This is a genomic window from Streptomyces laurentii (genome assembly GCF_040635425.1).
Taxonomy (GTDB): Bacteria; Actinomycetota; Actinomycetes; order Streptomycetales; family Streptomycetaceae; genus Streptomyces; species Streptomyces laurentii.
In genome coordinates this window covers 12,759-36,515 of the sequence record NZ_JBEYHT010000057.1, presented here as the reverse complement: position 1 = coordinate 36,515, position 23,757 = coordinate 12,759, and the positions used below count along the sequence as shown (strand labels likewise).

The 23,757-nt window shown below is 73.4% G+C and carries 20 protein-coding genes; 14 read left to right on the top strand and 6 right to left on the bottom strand.

Annotated features, from left to right (window positions below; translation table 11 throughout):
* Positions 1-89 precede the first annotated feature (89 nt).
* The 3 genes from ABZ693_RS28405 (at position 90) to ABZ693_RS28395 (ending at position 2,641) form a co-directional block, all read left to right on the top strand.
* A complete protein-coding gene (locus ABZ693_RS28405; RefSeq protein ID WP_359882929.1) occupies positions 90-1,292 on the top strand; it encodes an NAD(P)/FAD-dependent oxidoreductase in 1,203 nt (400 codons plus the stop codon).
* 64 nt (positions 1,293-1,356) lie between these two features.
* A complete protein-coding gene (locus ABZ693_RS28400; protein WP_359882926.1) occupies positions 1,357-1,584 on the top strand; it encodes an acyl carrier protein in 228 nt (75 codons plus the stop codon).
* 13 nt (positions 1,585-1,597) lie between these two features.
* Positions 1,598-2,641, top strand: a complete 1,044-nt coding sequence (locus tag ABZ693_RS28395) for a ketoacyl-ACP synthase III family protein (protein ID WP_359882923.1) — start codon at positions 1,598-1,600, stop codon at positions 2,639-2,641.
* Positions 2,642-2,719: 78 nt separating this feature from the next.
* On the opposite strand, the gene ABZ693_RS28390 is transcribed toward ABZ693_RS28395, so the two are convergent.
* From ABZ693_RS28390 to ABZ693_RS28370, 5 genes are all read right to left on the bottom strand, one after another.
* Complete coding sequence (locus ABZ693_RS28390; RefSeq protein ID WP_359882920.1) at positions 2,720-3,826, bottom strand: winged helix DNA-binding domain-containing protein; 1,107 nt, start codon at positions 3,824-3,826, stop codon at positions 2,720-2,722.
* Positions 3,827-3,945: 119 nt separating this feature from the next.
* Positions 3,946-4,974, bottom strand: coding sequence for an MDR family NADP-dependent oxidoreductase (locus ABZ693_RS28385; protein WP_359882917.1), 1,029 nt, complete (start codon positions 4,972-4,974; stop codon positions 3,946-3,948).
* Positions 4,971-6,272: a cytochrome P450 gene (locus tag ABZ693_RS28380; RefSeq protein WP_359882914.1), complete on the bottom strand. Its 1,302-nt coding sequence runs from the start codon at positions 6,270-6,272 to the stop codon at positions 4,971-4,973. Before ABZ693_RS28380 ends, ABZ693_RS28385 begins: the two co-directional genes overlap by 4 nt.
* A gap of 22 nt (positions 6,273-6,294) precedes the next feature.
* A complete protein-coding gene (locus ABZ693_RS28375) occupies positions 6,295-7,422 on the bottom strand; it encodes an epoxide hydrolase family protein (protein WP_359882911.1) in 1,128 nt (375 codons plus the stop codon).
* 178 nt (positions 7,423-7,600) lie between these two features.
* Entirely contained in the window at positions 7,601-8,833 is a 1,233-nt protein-coding gene (locus tag ABZ693_RS28370) for a cytochrome P450 (RefSeq protein WP_359882908.1), read from the bottom strand.
* Positions 8,834-9,096: 263 nt separating this feature from the next.
* On the opposite strand from ABZ693_RS28370, the gene ABZ693_RS28365 reads away from it, so the two are divergent.
* From ABZ693_RS28365 to ABZ693_RS28315, 11 genes are all read left to right on the top strand, one after another.
* Positions 9,097-10,179, top strand: coding sequence for a CaiB/BaiF CoA transferase family protein (locus tag ABZ693_RS28365; RefSeq protein ID WP_359882906.1), 1,083 nt, complete (start codon positions 9,097-9,099; stop codon positions 10,177-10,179).
* Between the two features lie 84 nt (positions 10,180-10,263).
* On the top strand, positions 10,264-12,078 hold the full coding sequence (locus tag ABZ693_RS28360) for an MFS transporter (RefSeq protein ID WP_359882903.1): 1,815 nt from the start codon (positions 10,264-10,266) through the stop codon (positions 12,076-12,078).
* 213 nt (positions 12,079-12,291) lie between these two features.
* On the top strand, positions 12,292-13,929 hold the full coding sequence (cimA, locus tag ABZ693_RS28355) for a citramalate synthase (RefSeq protein ID WP_359882901.1): 1,638 nt from the start codon (positions 12,292-12,294) through the stop codon (positions 13,927-13,929).
* Positions 13,930-14,013: 84 nt separating this feature from the next.
* A complete protein-coding gene (locus ABZ693_RS28350) occupies positions 14,014-15,045 on the top strand; it encodes a ketoacyl-ACP synthase III family protein (protein WP_359882899.1) in 1,032 nt (343 codons plus the stop codon).
* 109 nt (positions 15,046-15,154) lie between these two features.
* Entirely contained in the window at positions 15,155-16,159 is a 1,005-nt protein-coding gene (locus ABZ693_RS28345) for an aromatase/cyclase (RefSeq protein WP_359882896.1), read from the top strand.
* A complete protein-coding gene (locus tag ABZ693_RS28340; RefSeq protein ID WP_359882893.1) occupies positions 16,146-16,775 on the top strand; it encodes an antibiotic biosynthesis monooxygenase family protein in 630 nt (209 codons plus the stop codon). The genes ABZ693_RS28345 and ABZ693_RS28340 overlap by 14 nt, the downstream gene beginning before the upstream one ends.
* A gap of 159 nt (positions 16,776-16,934) precedes the next feature.
* On the top strand, positions 16,935-17,126 hold the full coding sequence (locus ABZ693_RS28335; RefSeq protein ID WP_359882891.1) for an acyl-CoA carboxylase subunit epsilon: 192 nt from the start codon (positions 16,935-16,937) through the stop codon (positions 17,124-17,126).
* A gap of 130 nt (positions 17,127-17,256) precedes the next feature.
* Positions 17,257-19,023 carry a fatty acyl-AMP ligase gene (locus ABZ693_RS28330; RefSeq protein WP_359882889.1) on the top strand — a complete coding sequence of 589 codons (1,767 nt, stop codon included), beginning with the start codon at positions 17,257-17,259 and terminating at the stop codon, positions 19,021-19,023.
* Complete coding sequence (locus ABZ693_RS28325; RefSeq protein WP_359882886.1) at positions 19,020-20,780, top strand: acyl-CoA dehydrogenase family protein; 1,761 nt, start codon at positions 19,020-19,022, stop codon at positions 20,778-20,780. The genes ABZ693_RS28330 and ABZ693_RS28325 overlap by 4 nt, the downstream gene beginning before the upstream one ends.
* Before the next feature lie 159 nt (positions 20,781-20,939).
* Positions 20,940-22,190, top strand: a complete 1,251-nt coding sequence (locus ABZ693_RS28320; protein ID WP_359882883.1) for an acyltransferase domain-containing protein — start codon at positions 20,940-20,942, stop codon at positions 22,188-22,190.
* A gap of 1 nt (position 22,191) precedes the next feature.
* The gene (locus tag ABZ693_RS28315; protein WP_359882880.1) at positions 22,192-23,079 is read left to right on the top strand and encodes a 4'-phosphopantetheinyl transferase family protein; all 888 of its coding nucleotides are present in this window, start codon (positions 22,192-22,194) and stop codon (positions 23,077-23,079) included.
* Between the two features lie 25 nt (positions 23,080-23,104).
* Here ABZ693_RS28315 and ABZ693_RS28310 read toward each other — a convergent pair whose 3' ends face one another.
* On the bottom strand, positions 23,105-23,719 hold the full coding sequence (locus tag ABZ693_RS28310; protein WP_359882877.1) for a response regulator transcription factor: 615 nt from the start codon (positions 23,717-23,719) through the stop codon (positions 23,105-23,107).
* Positions 23,720-23,757 lie beyond the last annotated feature (38 nt).

Sequence of the window (23,757 nt, the reverse complement as noted above, 5' to 3'; positions counted from 1 at the left end):
GGGCCACATCGCCCGACCCGCCCGGCCGACCGGATAGCGGAAGCAGACCGCACAACACATGAGTCAGATCCGTGACTTGGAGGTCCGGAATGTACGACGTCATCGTGGTGGGGGCACGGGTCGCGGGTGCCGCCACCGCTCTGCTCCTGGCGCGGGCGGGTCGTCGGGTGCTGCTCGTCGACCGGGCCCGGTTTCCCAGCGACACCCTGTCCACGCACTACATCCATCAGCCCGGGATCGAGAGGCTCGCCCGCTGGGGCGTGCTCGACGCGGTCCGGGCCACCGGGTGCCCGGCGCTCGACCGCACCGTCTACCAGGTGGGCGACGTCCGCCTCGACGGCGGCACCGTGCCCGCCCACGGCCAGGCCGAGGCGTACGCGCCGCGCCGCTACCTGCTGGACCAGATCCTCGTGGACGCCGCCGTGGCCGCCGGCGCGGAGTTCCGGGACGGCTGCTCCGTCTCCGGTCTCGTGTACGAGGACGACCGCGTCGTCGGGGTCACGTGCCGTTCCGCCGCCGGGACTCCGGTCGTGGAGCGGGCCCGCCTCGTCATCGGCGCGGACGGGATGCGCTCGGCCGTCGCGAGGGCCGTCGACGCCCCGTTCACCGTGCACGACCCGCTGATGTCCTGCATCTACTTCACCTACTGGCAGGGCGTGCGCTCCGGCTTCGAGCTGTACGAGCGGCCCGGCCGCTGGATCGGCGCCATCCCGACCAACGACGACGCGACCCTGATCGCCGCGTACTTCCCGCAGGCGGAGTTCGACACGGTGCGGGGCGACGCCCTCGCGCACTACCTGGAGAACATCCGTACGACCGCCCCCGATCTGTACGCGCGGACGGAAGGCGCGGAACGCGTCGAGCGGCTCCGCGGCACCGGCGACCAGCAGAACTTCTTCCGCAAGCCGAACGGTCCCGGCTGGGCCCTCGTCGGCGACGCCGCGCACCACAAGGACTCGATCACCGCGCGCGGCATGAGCGACGCCTTCCTCGCGGTCGAGGTGCTGACCGGGGCGATCACCGCCGAGGGCGTCCTCGACGACCCGGCGCTGCTCGACGAGGCGCTGCGCCGGTACGGGGAGCGGATCCAGGACGAGCTCTTCGAGGGCTACCGCAACACCCTGTTCGTCAGCCGTCTGCGGGTCACGCCCGACCGGATGGCGATGCTCCGGGCCATCCAGGACTCCCCGGAACTGACGGAACGCTACTTCGCGGTGGCGGCCGGCGTGATGTCCGTCGACGAGCTGTACGACGAGGACCTGCACAGCCGCATCGGGCTCGAAGCGGCATGACCGGAGCCACCCACCGAAGCCGAGGCGGAAGCCGAAGCCGAAGCGGAAGACAACGGAGGTACCAGTGACCGAATCCGAGTGGGTGAACGAACTCTGCCTGCTGTTCGGCGAAGTGCTCGGCATGCCGCACGTCGAGCCGGACGACAGCTTCTTCGACCTGGGCGGGCATTCCCTCCTGGCGTCCAAGCTGACCCGCCGTATCCACGAGTCGTACGGCATCAAGATCCCGGTGCGCCGCGTCTACCAGGCGCCCACGCCCAGGACCCTCGCCGCGTATCTCTGCGCGGCCTGACGGGAGGACGGACATGCGCTGGAACGATCTGTACGTCGCCGGGGTGGGAGCCTACCTGCCCGAGCGCGTCGAGACCGCCGACGAGGCCATCGCCGCCGGCCGGTACACCGAGCAGAAACGGTCCCTCAACGGCTTCCGCTCGGTGCACGTCGCCGCCGAGCACGAGACCGGCCCGACCATGGCGGCCCTCGCCGGCCGGCAGGCCGTGGCCCGGTCGGGGCACGCGGACGACGACTTCGGGCTCGTCCTGCACAGCTACATCGGCCACCAGGGGCTCGACTTCTGGACGCCGGCGAGCTTCGTGCAGCGCGAGACGGTCGGCGGCTCGGCCCCCGCGTTCGAGATCAAGCAGGGCTGCAACGGCATGCTCGCCGCCTTCGAGGTCGCCTCCTCGTACGTGGCGGCCCGCCCCGACGTCACGGCGGCCCTGGTCACCGGCGGCGACGCCTTCCGGATGCCGTACATCGACCGCTGGGGCTCGGACGAGCAGAACGTCGACGGCGACGGCGCCGCGGCCGTCGTCCTCTCCGGCCGGGGCGGCTTCGCGCGCGTCCGGTCCACGTACTCGCACGGCGACCCGTCGCTCGAACCGATGGGGCGCAGCGGCGCCGGCTGGACGGACACCCCGTTCGCCGGCGGGGAGACGATCGGTGTCAGCAAGCGGAAGTCGGACTACCTGCTCGCCGAGGACATGGAGTTCGACGACGCGATCGAGAAGATCTCGGCGAGCGTCGAGAAGTCCATGGCGCGGGCCCTCGCCGACGCCGACGCCGAACTGTCCGACGTCCGCTACTTCCTGCACCAGAACCTCGCCCTGTCGATCGTGACGCACGGCCTCTACGGTCTGCTCGGGGTCGAGCGCGAGCGGACCACGCACGAGTGGGGCCTGGGCGTCGGCATGGTCGGCACCGCGGACCCCGTCCTCGGCCTGAACCGGGTGATGGCGAGCGGCGAGGCGAAGCCGGGGGACCTGGTGGTCCTCCAGGCGGCGGGCGCGGGCTACGTGTGGACGACGGTGGTCCTGGAGATCCTGGAGGTCCCGAGCTGGGAGTCCTGAGCGGGTGTACGGGGGAGGGGGAGCGGCCGGCGGTGACCGGCGGCTCCCCCTTCCCCTTGCCCCGCCCAGGGTCGGGCGTCAGTCGAAGCGGAGGTCCCGCCCCGTGGCCTCGGCCGCGGCGAAGGACAGCAGCCGCTCGCCCTCGGCCGCGAGCGCCTCCTTGTCGCGGGCGCGCAGCTCCCGGAAGGGCTCCAGGACCAGGGTCGCGGCCTTGCGGCGCTGCTCGATCCGCCACAGTCCGCCGACGAACCCGTCGACGAGGAACGTCGACTTGATCAGGCCGTTGCGGGTGAAGACCAGCTTGCGCTGCTCCTCGGTGATGATGCGGGAGCGGTCGGCGTGCGACAGCAGGATGTTGTCGAACTCGGGCAGGAACCGCACCGGTACGGGCGTGTCCGCGTCGGGCAGCGGGGCGTCGAGCAGGTCGACCAGCTCCTGGCCGTTCTCGTCGCGGAAGCTGCGCAGCCGCGGCCGCAGCCGGCCCACGGCGTCGGCGAGCCGGGTCATGCCGGACCAGACCTGGATGTCCTTGACGGTGGCCGGGCCGAACGCCGCCAGATAGCGCTCGACCATGGCGTCCGGCGTGGCGTCGGCCGCGAGCGGCCGGCCGAGCCAGGACTCGGCGGTCGTGTGCACGGCCTGGCCGCTCTCGCCCCACAGCCCGCGCGGCGGCACCTGCACCAGCGGCACCAGGTTGCGTACGGCGTTGGCGAGGGCGAACGGCTCGCGGTCCGGCCAGCGTTCGGCGAGCCGCGTCCCGAGGCCGCCCAGGGTGAGCGTCTCCTTCTCCACCAACTCCCGCCCCGCCGCCGCCACCTGCGCGGTGTCGACCCCGTCGAGCTTGCGGCCGAAGGTGCCCTTGAGACCCTGTTCCAGGGCGCCTCGCAGCACCGGCCGCAGGGCCAGGCAGTCCTCCGCCGTCACCAGGTGGATGGTGCCGCGCATCAGCACGAGCCGGACCACCTCGCGGGCCGTGACCAGGCCGGCCAGATCGTCGACGCGGAAGCCCGCGAGCCGGGTCCACAGCCCGACGTAGGGCGGGTTGGGTGCCTGGGCCTGCATGCCGACCAGATGGCCGATCGCGGCCGAGGCGGTCATCTCCGAGCGTTCGACGAGCAGTTGGCGGGCCAGCAGGCTCCGGTTGAGCGTCCTGCGGTCCAGCACGCCCGGGTCTCCAGTCGCCATGCGCGTTCCTTTCCTCCGTACAGACATCTTCGTACTCACAGGGACAACGACAAAGGGGTGGTGCCCCGGGTCACGATTCCGACCCGGGGCACCACCGGCGTACGCGTCCTGCCGCGCGTTCAGCTCATCCGCACCAGGACCGTGCCGCTGTACTTGCGGTCCAGCAGGTCCAGGAACGCCTGCGGCAGGGCGTCGACCCCGCCCTCGACGACGGTGTGCGGGAAGACGATCCGGTCCTCGCCGAGCCAGGCGCCGAACCGCGCGTTCCACTCCTCGATCTGGTCGGGGGTGTGCAGGGTGGCGAAGCCGCGCAGCGTCAGGTCCTTGGTGATCGCGGACATCAGCGGCAGCCGCGGGCTGCCGCCCTCGCCCCCGCCGTGCTGGCCGGACAGCACCCCGCACAGCGCGAAGCGGGCGCCGCGGGCCGCGTGCGCCACGGCGGCCTCGAACTGCTCGCCGCCGACGTTGTCGAAGACGACGTCGAGCCCGTCCGGGGCCAGCTCCGCGAGCCGTTCGGCCACCGGGCCGTCGTGGTAGTCGAAGGCGGCGTCGAAGCCGAGCTCGTCGACCAGGAAGTCGATCTTCGCCTTGGAGCCCGTGCTGCCGATGACCCGCTTCGCCCCGCGCAGCCTGGCGATCTGCCCCGCCAGCGCGCCGACGCCGTTGGTCGCCCCGGACACGAAGACCGTGTCGCCCTCGCGGACCTCCGCCGTGCCGACCATGCCGTGCCAGGCCGTCGGGCCCTGCGACAGGAAGTACTCGGGGCCGGGCAGCAGCGCGCGGTCGCGCCGGAAGAACTCGTGGGCCGTGCCGACGGCGTACTCGCGCCAGCCGTTGAAGTGCTCCACCAGGTCGCCGACGGCGAGCGCGTCGCTGTTCGAGCGGACGACCGTGCCGACGGTCCGGCCCCACATGGCGACGCCCGGCTGGAAGACGGGGATCGGCAGCTTGGTGTCCGGGTTCATCTGGTCGCGGGCGACGGAGCCGAGGGTCATCCAGTCGTTGCGGACGACAACCTGTCCCTCGCCCGGCTCGGACAGCTCCGACTCGCCGAACGCGAAGGTGTCCAGGGTGACGTCGTCACCGGGGTACGACGCCAGCCGGACCTCCCGGCTGACGGCCGGAAGCTCGACTCTGCCGCTGCTCATGACGTGCTCCTTCGCAGATGAACGGGGAGGCTTACGAGGTTGTGGTTGACGTCGCCGACCCGCCACAGCAGCTCGGGCTCGGGGACCGCCGGCCGGGCGTCGGGGTAGCGGGCGGTCAGCTCCTCCAGGGCCACGGCCAGCTCGACCCGCGCCAGCGGCGCGCCCAGGCAGTGGTGGATGCCGTGGCCGAAGGCGAGGTGCGGGTTGTCCGCGCGGTCGAAGTCCGCCGTCTCCGGGTCGGGGAAGACCGACGCGTCGCGGTTGGCGGAGGCGAAGGCCAGGAAGACGGCGTCCCCGGCGGGGATGGTCACGCCGGCGACGGTCACGTCCTCGGTGGCGATACGCGGCATGCCGGAGGTGTCGTTGCCCGTCAGGTTCACCGTCCGCAGCAGCTCCTCGACGGCCCGCGGCACGTCCTCGGGGTGCTCGCCGAGCCGCCGCCAGACCTCGGGGTGATGCGCGAGCAGCGTCAGGGTGAAGTTGGAGATCTGGCCCGCCGCCGAGTCGAAGCCGCCGCCGAGCAGGGTGTAGCCGAGGCCCACCAGCTCCTCGAAGCTCAGCCGGTCCTCGCCGTCGCGGGCGGCGATCAGGTCGGAGAGCACGTCGTCGGCGGGGGCGGCCATCTTGCCGCCGACCAGCCCCGCGATGTACGCGCCGAGCTTCTCCCGGCCCTCGACGGCCAGCTCCTCCGGGCCGGACACGTCGGCGAACTGCCGGACCCAGACCAGGAATTGATCGCGGTCCTGCTCCGGCACGCCGAGCAGCTCGCAGATGACCGCCATGGCGAGCGGCGCGGCGAAGCCCTCCACGAGGTCCACCGGCCCGCCGTCCGCCGCCTTCTTGTCCAGGGCGTCGAGCAGCCGGACCGCCACCTCGCGTACGCGGGGCCGCATGCCCTCGATCCGGGTCCGCGAGAAGGCCTGTTCGGCGAGCCGCCGCAGCCGGGTGTGGTCCGGCGGGTCGAGCGAGACGATCATCCCGGGCGGGGCCTGGAACAGCCCCTGGAACGTGGGTGCTTCGGGCGCGTACGAGGCCGCCCGGCTGAACCGGGTGTCGTCGAGCACCCGCCGTACGTCCTCGTGGCGCGTGATCAGCCAGGCGTGGCCGCCCCCGGTCCACCGGACGCGTACGACGGGCCGCTCCGCCCGGAGACGGGTGAAGAGCGGGTCGGGGCCCCGGTAACTCGTACCCGGGAAGGGGAATTCGGGTATCTCTGACAGCTCTGACAGCTCTGACAGCTCTGACAGCTCGGGCAGCTCTGCGCTGGCCCCGGACGTACCGGTCGTACCGGCGGTCATGGCACAGCCTCCAGACTCGGGTTCAGGTCAACGGGCGGAAGAAGGAGCGGAGTTCGTCGACGAGGAGGTCCGGCTGCTCCAGGGCCGGGAAGTGTCCGCCGCGCTCGTGGTCGGTCCAGCGGCGCAGATCGGTGAAGCGGTGCTCGCACCAGGGGCGCGGCATCCGGGCGTCCTTGGGGAACACCGAGCAGGCGGTCGGCACGCCGACCGGCCCGAGGGCCATCTTGTTGTGGCTCTCCCAGTAGATCCGGGCCGAGGAGGCGCCGGTGCCGGCCAGCCAGGCGAGGGTCACCACGTCGAGCAGCCGGTCGCGGTCGAGGACCTTCTCGGCGTCGCCGTCGTGGTCGCTCCACGCCCAGTACTTCTCGATCATCCACGCGAGCTGGCCCACCGGGGAGTCGGCCAGGCCGTAGCCGAGGGTCTGCGGGCGGGTGGCCTGGAGCACCGAGTACGCGCCCTCGTTCGCCTGGAAGTCCTTGAGCGCGGCGAGCCCGGCCAGGTCACGGGCGTCCAGCTCCACCGGGACGTCGCCCTGCGGCGGCATCGCGAACGGCATCGCCAGATGGACGCCGAGCAGATGGTCCGGCACCGTCTCGCCGAGGATGCCGGTCAGGAACGAGCCCCAGTCGGTGCCGTGCGCCGCGTACCGCTCGTACCCGAGGCGCCGCATCAGCGTGTCCCAGGCGGCGGCGGTGCGCTCCACGGTCCAGCCGGCCTCGGCCGGCTTGTCGCTGAAGGCGAAGCCGGGCAGCGACGGGCAGACGACGTGGAAGGCGTCGGCCGGGTCCTCGGGGTCGGTCAGCGGGCCGATGAGGTCGAGGAACTCCAGGACCGATCCGGGCCAGCCGTGGCTCAGCAGCAGCGGCGTGGCGCCGGCGTGCGGCGAGCGGACGTGCAGGAAGTGGATCCCGAGGCCGTCGATCTCCGTACGGAACTGGGGGAGCGCGTTCAGCCGCGCCTCGGCCGCCCGCCAGTCGTACGTGTCGCGCCAGTACGCGGCCAGCTCCTGGAGGTAGCCGAGCGGCACGCCCTGCGACCAGTCGCCGACGGTCTCCTTCTCGGGCCAGCGGGTCCGGGCCAGCCGGTCGCGCAGATCGGCGAGGTCCTCCTCGGGGAACCCGACCCGGAAGGGTGTGAGGGCCGTGCTCATACGTCTTCCTCCTGGACTTCGACTGCGATGTCGACTGCGACTTCGACTGCGACTTCGACGGTGGCTGCGACTCGACTGCGACTGCGGGGATGGTGGGGGCCGCGGTGGCTTGGTGCCGTGGGAGGCGAAGGCTACGGACGGCGGCTCGAACGCCGGTCGAACCGGCCGGACCGCTCGCTCACCAGGTGACCGGCAGCTCCCACAGCCCGTAGATCACCGCGCCCTCCTTGCGGGGGATGTCGAGGAAGGGCTTGGCGAGCCGGAGGGTCGGGATGCGCTGGAACAGCCTGCTCCAGACGATCTCCATCTCCAGCCGGGCGAGGTCCGCGCCGATGCAGTGGTGCACGCCGTGCCCGAAGCCGAGGTGCTTGCGGCTGCCGCGGGTGATGTCGAGCTTCTCCGGCTCGGGGAAGACCTCGGGGTCGCGGTTGGCGGCGAGGCCGAGGCAGAGGATGCCGTCGCCCTCGCGGATGGTCTGGCCGCCGATCTCGATGTCCTCCAGGGCGACGCGCGGGACGGCGGTGTCGCCGATCGTCGCGAACCGCACCAGCTCCTCGACGGCCGGCTTGACCAGCGACGGGTCGGCGAGCAGCAGCGCGAGCTGGTCCGGGTTCTCCAGGAGGCAGGCGGTGCCGAGGGAGAGCTGGCTGGCGGTGGTCTCGTGGCCGCCGTTCATCAGCAGCCGGACCATGTTGAACAGGTCGCGGTCGGTGTACTCCTCGCCGGACGCCTCGTAGTCGGCCATCGCCCGGCTGAGCAGGTCGTCGCCCGGCTCGGCCTTCTTCAGCTGGATCAGCTCGTTGACGTACGCGTTGACCTCGACGATCGCGGCCTGCCGCTCCTCCGTCGAGCTGTGGCCGCCGAGCAGCGCCGTGCCGTGCTTGATGAAGAACTCCTGCCGGTCCTGCGGGATGCCGAGGAGTTCGCAGATCACGGTCATCGGCACGGGCAGCGAGAACGCGTGGTGGAAGTCGACGTACGGCGTCGGCGACATGGCGAGCAGCCGGTCGAGGTGGTGGTCGACGATCTCCTCGATCCGCGGCCGCAGCCGGCGGACCTGGCGGGCCGTGAAGGTCAGCGCGGCCTTGCGGCGGGTGTCGCTGTGCGCCTGGCCGTCGTAGCCGATGAAGGAGGTCTCGGTGCGGTACTCCGGCGGGGCGATGAAGTAGAAGGGGAAGTTCGCGTGCTTGCGCGACGCGCTGACCCGCGGGTCGGTGAGCAGCTGCCGGATGGTCTCGTAGCCGGTGATCGTCCAGATCCGCAGTCCCGAGCCGGTGAGCGTGACCTGGGAGACGTCCTTCTCGACCATCTCCGCGTATTCCTTGGGCGGGGTGAACGGGCACTGCCGCTGATACGGGAACGTGCCGGTCTCCACCTCGGCGGTGCCCGGATCCGTTGCGCTGGTTGTCACGGTGATTCCTTCCTCGGGGCGAATCGGTCGGCACGAACGTCCCGCCGGACGGTGCCAGCGCGGCCTCGCACCCCGCTGGAGCCGGGCCGGTCCCGGGACGGGTCGGTGGACGGCGTACGGGCAGCTCCGAGGCGGCTTCAAGGCCGCTCCGAGGCGGCATCAAGCCGGCTCCGAGCGCGGCTCCAAGCCGGCTCGCGTACGGCCCCGCCGGGACTCCACCACGGCTCAAGTGGGCCTCCACCGGCGCTTTTTACGCTCGCTCAATGGGCATCGCATCGACTGAGGAACGTGCCACCGGCACCGGCACCGGCACCGGTGTCGGTCCGCTGGCCGGGCTGAAGGTGGTCGAACTGGCGGCGATCGGTCCCGGCCCCTTCGCCTGCATGATGCTGGCCGACCTCGGGGCCGAGGTGACCCGGATCGACCGGGCCGACGGCCGCAGGTCGTTCGAGGAGTGGCATCAGGTACTGGACCGCGGCCGGCGCGCCCGGGCCCTGGACCTGAAGGACCCGGCCGGCGTCGCCGAGGTCCTGGACCTCGTGGCGGACGCCGACATCCTGGTCGAGGGCTTCCGCCCGGGGGTGGCGGAGCGTCTCGGTCTCGGCCCCGACGCGTGCCGGGAGCGCAACCCGCGCCTCGTGTACGCGCGGATGACCGGCTGGGGGCAGGACGGGCCGCTGGCCCAGGTTCCCGGCCACGACATCAACTACCTCGCGCTCACGGGGGCGTTGGACGCGATAGGCGAGCCGGGCGGGCCCCCGGTCCCGCCCGTGAACTTCCTGGGCGACTTCGCCGGCGGCTCGATGTTCCTGGTCGCCGGCGTGCTCGCGGCCCTGTACGAGCGGCAGCGCACCGGTCTCGGCCAGGTCGTCGACGCGGCGATCGTGGACGGGGTCGGCGCGCTGCTCGGCATGCTCGTCGGGATGTCCGCGGCCGGTCAGTGGCGGCCCGAGCGGGGCGCGAACCTGCTGGACGGCGGCGCGCCGTTCTACACCTGCTACGCGTGTGCCGACGGCGGCTACGTGGCGGTCGGCGCGCTGGAGGAGCGGTTCTACGCGGCCCTTGTCCGCGGTCTCGGACTCGACGGCGAGGGGCTGCTCCCCGACCGGGCCGACTCCGCCAACTGGACAGCGATACGGCGGGAGTTCGAGGACCGCTTCGCCGCGCGGGACCGGGACCACTGGGCGCGGCTCTTCGAGGACACCGAAGCGTGCGTGACCCCGGTGCTGAGCGTCGCGGAAGCCGCCGCTCACCCGCATCACCGGGCCCGCGACAGCGGCCCCGCCGCGGTCGCCCCGCGCTTCAGCCGGGGTCCAGCCGGACTCCACCGGCCGCGGGCACGCTGATCAGCCCCTGACCCGGGGACCGTACGGCCGCGTGCGCGGCCCCCGGGTACTGCCACCCCCCACCCAAGATCTGAGAGGTACACCATGGCTATTTCCTCCGAGCAGGCTCCGCCCGTCGAGACGGAGGTGACCAGGGACGAGAGGGCCGCGGACACCCCGACCGGCAAGGACACGCAGACCGGAGCGGACACGCCGACGGGCGCGGCACCCGACCCGAAGCGGTGGATGGCCCTCCTGGTGCTGCTGGTCGCCGCCTTCATGGACATGCTGGACGGGACCATCGCGAACGTGGCGGCCCCGGCCATCCAGCACGGGATCGGCGGCGGCTACTCGGTCATCCAGTGGGTGCTGGTGGGCTACCAGCTCAGCTTCGCCCTCATGCTGATCCTCGGCGGACGCCTCGGCGACATCCACGGCCGCAAGAAGGTGTTCCTGATCGGCGTCGCCGGCTTCACGCTGGCCTCGCTCGGTGCCGGACTGGCCCAGGAGCCCTGGCAGTTGGTGGCCTCCCGGATGGTCCAGGGCGCCTTCGCGGGCATCATGGTGCCGCAGATCCTCGCCATCATCCACGTCACCTTCTCCGCCAAGGAGCGGGCCGGCGCCTTCGCGATGTACGGCGGTGTCTCGGGCATCGCCGCGGCCGTCGGCATGGGCGCGGGCGGCCCGCTGGCCGAGTGGGACCTGTTCGGCCTCGACTGGCGGCTGATCTTCCTCATCAACATCCCGGTCGGCATCCTCGGCCTGATCTACGCCCCGCGCGTGATCCGCGAGTCCAAGGCGCCGCACGCCCTCAAGCTCGACGTCCGGGGCGTCGCCCTGGCCACCGTCGGTCTGCTGATGCTGATCTTCCCGCTGCTCCAGGGCCGCGAGCTCGGCTGGCCGGTCTGGGGCTTCGTGTCGATGGCGCTGTCGATCCCGGTCCTCGCCGGCTTCGTGCTGTGGCAGAAGCGCAAGATCGCCCTGGACGGCTCCCCGCTCATCGAGCTGGCGCTGTTCAGGATCCGCAGCTTCTCCTCCGGCCTCGGCGTCAACCTGGCCTTCTACATCGGCATCGGCATGTTCAACATCGGCTGGACCATCTACATGCAGGTGGGTCTCGGCTGGTCGCCGATGCGGGCGGGCCTCACCAGCCTCCCGTTCTGCATCGGCGCCTTCCTGACCTCGTCGATGGCGATGGTCGTCCTGGTCCCGAAGTTCGGCCGCAAGGTCCTCCAGGCCGGCGCGGGCGTCACGATCGCCGGCGCGCTGACCTTCCTGTGGGCCGCGGGCCACTACGGCAGCGGCATCTCGTCCTGGAACCTCGTCGTCCCGATGCTGCTCGTCGGCCTCGGCTTCGGTCTGATCGCGGCCCCGCTGCCGCAGATCGTGATCTCCGAGGTGCCGGTGAAGGACGCGGGCTCCGCCTCCGGCGTCGTCCACACCAACGGCCAGCTCGGCTTCGCCATCGGCGGCGCCCTGGTCAGCGTCGTCTTCTTCGCGGGCCTCGCCGGCAACACCGGCACCGCGATCGACGACCAGTCCGCCCAGCTCCGCAAGGACCTGGTGGCCAGTGCCCAGCTGACCCCGGGCGAGGTGGACGCCACCGTCACCGCCTACCGGCAGTGCGCCGTGGACCGGGTGCAGGAGAAGGACCCGAGCGCCGTCCCGGCGAGCTGCGCCGCGCCCGCGCTGCGGAGCGAGAAGGCGGCCCCGGTCCTCGCCACGTACGCCAAGGACGCCACCGGCACCTCCTTCGCGCGCAGCCTGCAGACCACCCTGTGGGTGTTCGGCGGAGTCGTCGTCGTGGCCTTCCTGCTGATGCTCGCGATCCCGCGGCAGATGCGCCTGGAGGCCCCCGAGGAGGAGGACGCCTCCCCGGCCGAGGACGCCGGCACGGCCCCGGCCGCGCGGGTGTCCTGACCCGGCCACCCTCCGCACCCGCGGCGGGACTCGACGGCAGCGCCGTCCGGTCCCGCCGCGTTCGCGCGTCCGGGGCCGTCCGGGGCCGCCCGGGACGCTCCCGGATCCATCGCCGCTCAAGGGGTTCTCCGGCCCGCCGCCGGACCGTGGGACCGACAAGCAACCGCGAGTCGCCGGGCACCGTCGGCGCGACACAGGACCCAGGGAGGGCCGATGGCCGAGCACGGCTTCCAGCTCTACGACACGACCTTGCGCGACGGCACCCAGCAGGAGGGCATGCTCCTGACGGTCGAGGACAAGCTCGCCGTCGCGCGCCGCATCGACGCCCTCGGCGTCGGCTTCATCGAGGGCGGCTGGCCCGGCGCCGTGCCCCGCGACACCGAGTTCTTCCGCCGCGCCGCCACCGGCGAACTCGACCTCCGGCATGCCGTGTTGGCCGCCTTCGGCGCCACCCGCCGGCCCGGCGTCGCCGCCGCGCTCGACCCCCAGGTGCGGGCCCTGCTCGAAGCGGAGACCCCGGTCGTGACCCTGGTGGCCAAGAGCCACACCGGGCACGTCCGGCACGCGCTGCGCACCACGCTCGCCGAGAACCTCGCCATGATCGACGGTACGGTCCGCTATCTGGTGTACGCGGGCCGGCGGGTCTTCGTCGACGCCGAGCACTACTTCGACGGCTACCAGCTCAACCGCGAGTACGCCCTCGCCGTCGTCCGCACCGCGGCCGAGGCCGGCGCCGAGACCGTCGTCCTGTGCGACACCAACGGCGGCTCGCTGCCCGACGAGGTGGCGTCGATCGTGGCCGAGACCCGCGCCCTGACCGGCGTGCCGCTCGGCATCCACTGCCACGACGACACCGGCTGCGCCGTCGCGAACACCATGTCCGCCATCGACGCGGGCGCCGTCCACGCCCAGGGCACCGCGCACGGCTACGGCGAACGCTGCGGCAACGCCAACCTGTTCACGGTCATCGCCAACCTCGTCCTCAAGCGCGGCCGCGAGGTCGTCCCGCTGGAGAAGCTGCGCGACCTCGCCCCCACCGGCCGTGCCATCGCCGAGGTGACCCAGGTCCCGCCGCGCGCCGCCGCCCCGTACGTCGGCTCCTCGGCCTTCACCCACAAGGCCGGCCTGCACGCCTCCGCGCTGCGCGTCGACCCCAACCTCTACCAGCACACCGACCCGGCCCTGGTCGGCAGCGCCATGCGCACCCTCGTCTCCGACCTCGGCGGCCGCTCCTCGATCGAGCTGAAGGCCCGCGAGCTGGGGTACGAGGTGGCGGCCGGCTCCGACGAAGTGGCCCGCGCCGCCCGGCGGGTGAAGCAGCTGGAGAACGACGGCTACAGTTTCGAGTCCGCCGACGCCTCCTTCGAGCTGCTGCTGCGCGAGGAGCTGGCCGGCGGTCCGCCGCCCGCGCCCTTCGAGGTCGAGTCCTGGTCCGTGCGCGTGCTCGCGCCGCGGGGCGCCGAGGTCCGCACCGAGGCCACCGTCCGGCTCGTCGCCGACGGACGGCGGCTCACCGCCACCGGCTACGGCAACGGCCCCGTCAACGCCCTCGACACCGCGCTGCACAGCGCCCTCGACCCCTGCTTCCCGGCGCTCGCCCGGCTCGAACTCACCGACTACCGGGTGCGGGTGCTGAGCGGCGAGACCGGCAGCGGCGCCACGGCCCGCGTCCTCACCTCCTTCCGGGACGGCGAGCGCGCCTGGCGCACGGTCGGCGTGGACGGCAACACGGTCACGGCGAGCTGGCGCGCGCTGCTCGACGCCGTCCACTACGTCCTGCTCGACCGCCCGACGGCGCCGGCACCGGCCCCGGAGACCCCGGCGCCCGCCGCGGCCGCCGTCACCGGCTGACCACCGGCCCACGGGGCCGGACCGAGGGCCCGACGGCCCGATGAGACCCGAACCACCCGCCCGTATCCGTTCCTTGGAGTGACCGTGCGTCTCGAAGACGTCTACATACGGGGAACCTCCACCCGGCTCCCCGCCCGCCTCACCGTCGCCGACGCCGTCGCCTCGGGCGCCTTCCCGTCCCGGGTGGCGACCGCCACCGGCATGGAGTCGGTCGCGTACTCGCCCGACGAGTCGGCCGCCGAGATGGCCGCGGCCGCCGCCCGGACCGTGCTCGCCCGGGCCGGCCTGCACGGCGGCGACGTCGACCTGCTGCTGCACGCCGACACGTACCACCAGGGCCAGGACCTGTGGCCGGTGGCCTCGTACATCCAGCGCGAGGCCCTCGGCAACACCTGCCAGGCCGTCGAGATCCGGCAGATGTCCAACGGCGGCCTCACCGCCCTCGACCTCGCCACCGCCTACCTGACCGCGGGCCACGGGCACGGCGACGCCCTGCTCACCACCGCCGACCGGTTCTGCGCGCCGGGCATCGACCGCTGGAACACCGACCCCGGCACGCCCTACGCCGACGGCGCGACCGCGCTGCTGCTGTCCCGGCGCGCCGGATTCGCCCGCCTTGTGTCGCTCGCCCTGTACGCGGACCCGGAGCTGGAGCCGCTGCACCGCGGAGACGAGCCGTTCACCCTCGCCCCGTTCGGCCACCGCATGCCCGTCGACTTCGAGGAGGCCAAGCGGGCCTTCGTCGGCCGCGCGGGGATCTCGTACGCGATCAGCCGCGCCCACCACGGCCAGCAGACCGTCATCAAGCAGGCGTTGGCCGACGCGGGGTCCGAACTCGCCGACGCGGACTGGGTGGTGCTGCCGCACTTCGGGCGCCGCCGCCTCACGTCCATCTACTACAAGCCGTTCGGCATCGAACCCGAGCGCACCCCGTGGGAGTTCGCCCGGACCGTCGGCCATCTGGGCGCCGGCGACCAGTTCGCGAGCCTCGACCATCTGCTGGTCTCGGGCCGCGCGAAGCCCGGCGACCGGTGCGTGCTCGTCAGCGTCGGCGCCGGCTACAGCTGGGGCTGCGCCGTCCTCGACCTCCTCGACCGACCGGATTGGGCCGACTGATTCCGGCCCGCTCCACCGGCACTCCAGCTCCGCTCGATCCCTGCTCGATCCGTTCACGTCAGCCTTGAGATCCGCCCCCGAGGCGGACCGCCCGAAGGGAAGATTCGCCGTGGCACCCACCGCTACGTCCGAGACCGCCGAGACCACCGCCCGTACCGCTCCGCACGTCACCGAGCACGCCGTCACCGTGGCCGCGCCGCCCGCCGCCGTGTACGCGCTGGTGGCCGACGTCTCCGGGTGGCCGCAGGTGTTCGGCCCCACCGTGCACGTGGAGGTCCTGGAGGAGGCCGGGCCGGAGGGCGGCGAGCAGCTGCTGCGGATCTGGGCCATCGCCGGCGAACGCGTCCGCACCTGGACCTCGCGCCGCGTCCTCGACCCGGCCGCCCGCACGATCACCTTCCGCCAGGTCGTCACCGCCGCGCCCGTCGCCTCGATGGGCGGCGAGTGGCGGATCCAGGAGCTGGAGGACGGCCGCACCCGGGTCACGCTGCTGCACGACTACCTCGCCGTGGACGACGACCCGGCCGCCGAGGAGATGATCGAGCAGGCCGTCGACCGCAACAGCCGCGCCGAGCTCCTCGCCCTGAAGAACACCGCCGAACTGGGCGACGCCCGCGAGGAACTCCACTTCACCTTCAGCGACTCCGAGACCGTCTTCGGCGCCGCCGGCGACGTCTACGCCTTCCTCGACCGCGCCGACCTGTGGCCCGAGCGGCTGCCGCACGTGGCCCGGCTCGACCTCACCGAGGACGAGCCCGGCGTCCAGCACATGGACATGGACACCCGCGGCCCCGACGGGTCCACCCACAACACCACCTCGGTCCGGGTCTGCTTCGAGGACCGCAAGGTCATCGTCTACAAGCAGCTGCGGGTCCCGGTGGCCATGAGCGGCCACACCGGGCGCTGGGTGATCGAGTCCCTCGACGACGGCACCGTCCGGGCCACCTCGTGGCACACCGTGACCCTCGACCCGGAGGGCGTCCGCACCGCGCTCGGCCCCGAGGCGACCCTGGCCGAGGCCCGCACCCTCGTCCGCAACGCCCTCGGCACCAACAGCTCCACCACCCTGCGCCACGCCAAACAGTTCGCGGAGGAAGCACGTGGCGATTCGTAGTCAGGACACCCCCCTGACGGTGATCAACCGTTTCCGTGTGAAGGGAGACGGCGATCGGTTCGTACGGAAGTTCCGGGCGCACTCGCAGTACCTGCGCGCGCGTCCGGAATTCGACTTCCTGGTGACCGTCCAGCTCGTGGACCAGCCCGAGGTGGTGGTCAACCTCGCGCACTGGCGCACCGTCCGGGGCTTCCTGCGCACCGTCCACGAGGACACCTTCCAGGAGCACGTACGGCAGCTCGGCCCGCTGGTCGAGACCGAGGCCGACCAGGCGCTCAGCGTCGCCCGCGTCCTCAAGGAGAACGCCCTCGTCGGGACCGCGAACATCCTGCTGACCCGGGCCCGGCCGCACGGCGACCCGCACGACTTCGAGCGGCGGTTCGCCGAGCTGGACGACCGCCACGGGCGGCTCGGCGGCTTCGGCGGCAGCGACCTGCTGCGCTCCACGCTCTATCCCGACACCTATCTCGGCCTCCAGTGGTGGTACGACGCCGACGAGTGCGACCGGGCCCTGCTCGACCGGCGGCGGCGCGCGCTCGCCGAGCGGATGGCCGAGGAGGCGGACCTCGTGGTGGACCGCGGCCGGCATCTCGCGTACGAACGGGACCTGAGCTGACCCGTACCCCCGGCCCTCGTACCCCCGGACCCCGCACGCCCGGACGCCGTACCCCCGTGCTCCGCGCCGCCCGCCCCCGTACCCCCGGAAGCCACCCCTCCGTGACGGCCTCCAGCCGCGCAGGAGCCCGCTTCGAGCGGTCCGGCGCACGCTGGATCCATGGCGAATCCGATGACTATCACCGTGGTCCGCGGCCGGCCCGACGAGGTCGAGCTGGCGGCGGTGACCAGCGTGCTGCTTGCCCTGGCCCGCCGCGCCGGAGAACCCGACGAGGAGACGGCAGCGGCCTACGCCGCCTGGACCGTCAAGAACGACGGCGCGCGGACCTCGGTCGGCTGGCCGGGCCGGTGAACCGGCGTCGCCACGGGTCTCCGGGCGAGGCCGGGGCGCCCTCACGGGCGTGCTCGTGCCGTGCCGCGGACCCACACCGCCGCGGCCGCTCCCGCGTGGGCGGCGGCCGCAGGACACGCGAGGGGGAGGCATGAGAGCACATCAGACCTTCACGGAACACCTTCAGGCGCGGATCGCCGCCACGCCGGACCGGGAGGCCCTGATCCTCCTCACCGAGCGGGGCGGGGTCCTCACGCCGGAGACGCTCACGTACGCGGAACTCGACGGGGCGGCCCGTGAGGTGGCGGCGCGGCTGCGCCGGCACGTACGGCCCGGGGACCGGACGCTGATCGCGACGGGGTCGCGGCGGATGTTCGTCACCGGCTTCCTGGCCTGCCTGTACGCGGGGGCCGTCGCCGTCCCCGTGGCCCCGCCGTCCGGCGGGCGCGGCCACCACGACGAGCGGGTCGCCGGCATCGTCCGGGAGGCGGCCGCGGCCTGCGTTCTCACGTCGGTGGCCGAGGCGCCCGAGGTCTCCCAGCTGCTGGCCCGCACCGGGTACGGCGAGGTGGTCTGCCTGCCCGTCAACGGCGCCGCCGGAGCTGACGGCGCCGTCGGTCCCGGATCCGGGACCGAGGAGCCGCTCTTCGCCACCGGCCCCGACACGGCCGTCTACCTCCAGTACACCTCCGGCTCCACCCGCGACCCGCGCGGCGTGATCGTCACCCACCGCAGCCTGCTCGCCAACCAGCGGGCCATCGCCGACGCGCTCGGCACCCGCCCCGGCATCCGGCTCGGCGGCTGGCTGCCGCTGCACCACGACATGGGCCTGGTCGGCCAGGTGCTGCACGCCCTGTGGCTGGGCGGCACCGCCGTCCTGCTCACCCCGACCGCGTTCGTGAAGCGGCCGGCGCACTGGCTGGAGACCGTCTCGCGGTACGGCCTCACCGTCAGCGGCGCCCCCGACTTCGCGTACGAACTGTGCGTGCGGCGCGTCAACGACGCGCAGATCGCGGGTCTGGACCTGTCGGGGTGGGAGGTCGCCGTCAGCGGCGGCGAACCCGTGCACGCCGCCACCCTGGAGGCCTTCGCCGCCCGGTTCGCGCCCGCCGGACTGCGCCCCGGCGCCCTGGCCCCCTGCTACGGACTGGCCGAGGCGACCCTGCTCGTCTCGGGCACCCGGACCGCCCCGGCCGCCGCGGGCCGTACGGTCGACGCCGCCGCCCTGGAGGCGGGCCGGCTCACCGCCCCCACCGGCCCCGGCCGCGTCGTCGCCCACTGCGGCCCGGCGGCCTCCGCCGACGTCCGCGTCGTGGACCCGGAGACCCGCCGGGAGCTGCCGGACGGCCGGATCGGCGAGATCTGGGTCCGCGGCGACAGCGTCGGCCCCGGCTACTGGGCCCGCCCCGCCGAGACCGCGGCGGCCTTCGACTGCCGCATCGAGGACGGCGGGAGCGGCTATCTGCGCACCGGCGACCTCGGGGCGCTCGCCGACGGGCTGCTGTACGTGACCGGCCGGCTCAAGGACGTGATCGTCTTCGCCGGGCGCAACCTCTACCCGCAGGACCTGGAGCGCACCGTCCAGCAGGCCGGCGGCCTGTTCGGGTCGGCCACCGCGTTCCTGGTGCCCGCGGCCCGCGAGCGCTTCGTGATCGTGCAGGAGGTCCGGCCGCACAGCCGGTACGACGTCGACCTGCCCGGGCTCGTCGCCGCGATCCAGCGGCGGCTCACCGAGGAGCACCAGGTGACGGCGGGCGGCGTGGTCCTCGTCCGGTCCGGCACGGTGCGCCGGACCACGAGCGGCAAGGTGGAGCGCGCGGCCATGCGCCGGCTCTTCCTGCGCGGCGAACTCACCCCGCTCTACCAGCGGTTGGACGCCGACGTCGAGCGGCTGCTCCCGGCGGGGTGCCGGCGATGAGCCCGGAGACGTGCGAGGCCGCGAGCCCGGCGGAGGAGCGCATCGACGCCCTGGAGCGGGCGTTCGGGCCCTTCGACGACCCCGCCAATCCGCTCGGCGCCGACGCCCTGCTGGCCGCCGACGCGGCCGGCCGGCTGCCGGCCAAAGGCGAACAGGTTCTGGACGAGCGGGAGTTGAACGCCGAGTTCGTGCCCGCCGAACTGGGCGGGCGGCTGGACCGGATGGACGTCCTCGGGCGGATCCTGCGCCCGGTCTTCCGCCGCGACGCCTCCCTCGGCTTCGGCTACGGCCTCAACTGCTTCTTCGCCGCCGCCCCCGTGTGGACGGCCGGCGACCTCGACCAGCGCCGCAAGGCCGCCCGGCTGCTGCTCGACGGCCGCCGGATCGCCGTCGCCCGCCACGAGGTCGCGCACGGAAACGACTTCGTCCGCGACGAGTTCACCCTCACCGACGTCCCGGGCGGCGGCCTGCTCCTCGACGGCAGCAAGTCCGCCATCGCCAACGCCTCCCGCGCCACCGGCCTCGTCGTCTTCGCCCGCACCGAGGGCGCGGAGCGCGGCCGCAGCCACTCGGTGCTGCTCCTGGACCGCGACGAACTGCCCGCCGACCGGGTCGAGGACCTCGCCCGCCGCACCACCACCGGCATGCGCAGCGCCGAGTTCGGCGGACTGCGGATCCGCGAGTGCGTCGTCCCCGAGAGCGCGGTGCTCGGCGCGCGCGGCGACGGCTACGAACTGTCCCTGCGGTCCTCGCTGCTCATCCGCGGGCTCATCCCGTCGATCGTGCTCGCCGGGGCCGACACCGCGCTGCGCACCGTGGCCCGGTTCGCGGTCCGCCCGCGGGCCGACGGCCGTTCCTCGCTCGACGTCCAGATGGTCCGCGACGTCCTGACCGGCGGCTTCCTCGACCTGCTGCTCATCGACTGCCTGGCCCTGGTCGCCACCCGCGCGCTGCACCTGCTGCCCCGGCAGATGAGCGCGTACGCCGCGGCCGCCGCGTATCTGGCGCCCAAGCTGGTCGCCGAGAGCATGGACGAGATGGCGGCCGTCCTCGGCGAGGAGAGCTTCACCGAGGACGGCGCGTACGGGATGTTCCAGAAGCAGCGGCGGGACCTGCCGGTCACCTCGCTCGGGCACGCGGGCAGCGCCGGCCGCCAGGTCAGCATCCTGCCGCAGCTGCCGTACTTCGCCCGCTACGCCTGGTTCGCCGACCCGCAGCCGCCGGCCGGACTGTTCCGGCCGCACGAGGCCCTGCCGCCGCTCGACCTGTCCCAGCCCGTCCTGCTCGGCGACGGCGACCCGCTCGCCGCGACCCTGGTCGCCCTCACCGACCGGCTGGAGTCGGCGGACGCTCCCGGGCCGGGCGGCGCGGCCGGGCACGCGCTGCGCTTCCTCGCCCGCTGCCTCACCAGTGAACTCGCCGACCTGAAGAAGGCGTTCGAGGCCGTCCCGCTGGGCGACCGGTCGGCACTCGCCAGCCCGCACAGCTTCGGCCTCGCCGACCGCTACACCCTGGTCCTTGCCGCGGCCGCCTGCCTCGGCGTCTGGCGCGAACAGCAGGCGGCCCCCGCCGGCCGCGTCGACGCCTTCCTGGCCGACCCGTCCTGGATCACCGCCGTCCTCTACCGCCTCGCCCGGCGGCTCGGCCTCCCCCTGCCGGACCGCCCCGGCGCCTGCGAGCGCCGGGTCCTCGACGAGACGGTCGCCCGCCTCCACACCCGCCGCAGCTTCGACCTCTACGGCTCCCCGCTCGCCTAGGCCGCTCCAGCCGCCCAGGCCGGCCTCGGCCCGACGGAGTCCCGCCCGCCGCCCCGCCGCACCCCCAGCGGCCACCCCCCACCGGCTCGCGCCGTATCGACCGCCCCCGCGGCAGCCGCCCCCACGGCCTGCCGACCAGAGCCCGAGAGGAACCACACCATGCAGGAGCAACCCCCGAACCACGAGGACGACTTCGCCGTCGCCCACCGGGAATGGCTGCGCGACTGGGTCGCCCGGAACGTCGGAGACCCGATGGGGGACGCCGTGCCGCTGGAGGAGCAGGGGCTCGACTCCGTGGCCGCGCTCTGCCTGTGCGGCGACATCGCCGAGGAGTTCGGCGTCCAGGTCGAGCCCGACGACATCCGCGCGTACCCCACCGTGCGCGGCCTCGCCGACTTCCTGGCGATGCGGGACGCGCGCGGGCGCGGCGGCCAGATCCGGGCCGCCTTCGTCTTCACCGGACAGGGCTCCCAGCACCCCGGCATGACCGGCGGCCTCTACCTGCACTCCACCGGCTACCGGAACTTCCTGGAGGAGGCCGACACCGCCCTCCTGCCGTACACCCGGCAGTCCATGGTCGAGCTCATCGTGAACAAGGACCCGCGGGTCCACCGGACCTCGCTCACCCAGCCCGCCCTGTTCGCCGTCGGCTACGCCCTGGCCCGCACCCTCCAGGAGGCGGGCGTCCGGCCGGTGGCCGTACTCGGCCACGGCATCGGGGAGTTCGCCGCCGCGACCATCGCGGGCGCGCTCACCCTGCCCGACGCCGCCCGGCTCGTGTCGATGCGCGGCGCCCTCATGCAGCGGCTGCCGCAGGGCGGCGCCATGATGGCCGTCTGCATCACCCCGTACGAGGCGGCCGACCTGATCGCCGCCGAACCGGCCGTCGGCATCAGCGCCATCAACGCCGCCCGGTCGATCGTGCTCTCCGGCGACCGCGCCGCCCTGGAGCGGGTCGAGACCCGGCTCGCCGCGGACGGGGTGCGCTGCCGGTACCTGGCGGTGTCGCACGCGTTCCACTCCCCGCTGATGCGGCCCGTGGTGCCGCCCTTCGAGGGGGCGTTGCGCGCGGTGCCCGGCGCGGCGGCCCGGCTGCCGTTCTACTCGACCGTGTACGGCCGGCTCGCGACCGAGCCGCTGTACGCCCCGTACTGGAGCGAGCAGATCACCGCCCCGGTCCGGTTCGCCGACGCGGCCCGGAGCATGCTCGGCCAGCAGGCGCCCACGCACGTCGTGGAGGTCGGGCCGCGGGCCGTGCTCACCCCGTATCTGCGGCGCCTCGGCGGCGGCCCGCGCGGACCGGTGGTGCTGCCGGTCTGCCAGGGGCCGGGCAGTGACGCCGTGGACCTGGCCGGGGTGATCTCCGCCCTGGACGCCGGCCCGCTGACCGCCGCCCTGTCGGGGGCGTGAGATGACCGGACGGATCGGGCCGCTGCTGCCCGTCGCCGGCCCGGCCGGCCCCTGGGACCGGGTGTGCGACCAACTGGACCGCACCGGAAGCACCTTGATGTACGCGCCGATGCCGTCCTGGCTGCCGCAGGACGACAGCGAGGCGGAGCTGCGGCGCCGGCTCGGCCGGGACTGGCGGCGGTACGAGCAGTTGCCGCAGGACCGGATGCGGCGGCGGTTCGTCGCCTCCCGGCTGCTGCTGCGGCACGCCGCCGCCGCGGTCCTCGGGACGGCCCCGGACCTGGTGGACCTGTCGTACCTGCCGGGCGGCCGGCCGTATGTGCGCGGCTGCGACCAGATCGACATCAGCCTCAGCCACACCGAGGAGATGATGGTCGTCGGCATCACCCGGCAGGGCCGGATCGGCGTCGACGTGGAGCGGGCCGACCGGCAGCTGGCCCGTACCGGCTCCGAGGCGCAGGCGTGCACGCCGTACGAGAGGGAACGGCTCGACGCGGCGGGCGAGGAACGGCGCAACGACCTGATGGTGCGGCTGTGGACCCTCAAGGAGGCGTACAGCAAGGCGCTCGGGCAGGGGCTGAAGTTCCGGTTCACCGGCTTCGGCTTCTCCATCGACGACGCGGGCGAGGCCGAGGGCCCGGCCGGCGGCGGTGACGGGGAGATCCGGCTCGTACGGCCGGACGGCTCGCCGGTGCCCGGGGGCGAGTGGCACTTCGGCACCTTCCCGGTCGGCGAGCGCTACGTCGTCAGCGTGGCCGTCTGCGACACCGGCTTCGGGGAGGTCACCGATCTGTCGGTCGGCACCACCCTGGACGACGGCCTGCTCGACACCCTCCTCGGCGCGCCCGGCGCCTTCGGGATGCCCCGGCCGGGGCCGGGAGCGGCGTGAGAGGGGTCCTCGGCGGGCGTGGCCGTCACGGCAGCCAGCCGGCCTCCTCGGCTATGCGTATCGCGTCGATCCGGTTGCGGGCGCCGAGCTTGCCGACGATCGCGGTGAGGTAGTTGCGGACCGTGCCCTTGGAGAGATAGAGGCAGCCGGCGATCTCGGCCGCGTCGGCGCCCCGGGCGGCGAGCCGCAGCACCTCCAGCTCGCGGGGCGACAGGGGATTGTCGGGCAGATCCCAGGCCGTCAGCGCGAGTTGGGGGTCCACCACCCGGCGCCCGGCGGCCACCGACCGGACCGCGAGGGCGAGTTGGTCGGGCGGCGAGTCCTTGAGCAGGAAGCCCGACACCCGCGCGGACAGGGCGCGCCGCAGGGTGCCGGGCCGGCCGAGGCTCGTCAGGATCAGCGTGCGGCAGCTGGGCAGTTGCTTGTGCAGCTCGGCCGCCGCGGTGAGTCCGTCGATGCCCGGCAGATCGATGTCGATGATCGCCACGTCGGGCTGGGACTCCAGGGCGGCCTTCACGATCGTGTCGCCCCGGTCCACCGTCGTCACCACGTGCAGATCGGGTTCGAGCTGCAACAGGGCCACCAGCGCGCCCCGGATCATGTGGACGTCCTCGGCGAGGAGAATCCTCACGGACAACATCGTCGTTCCCCCCGTTACTCATGGCCCCAGGCCCTCGC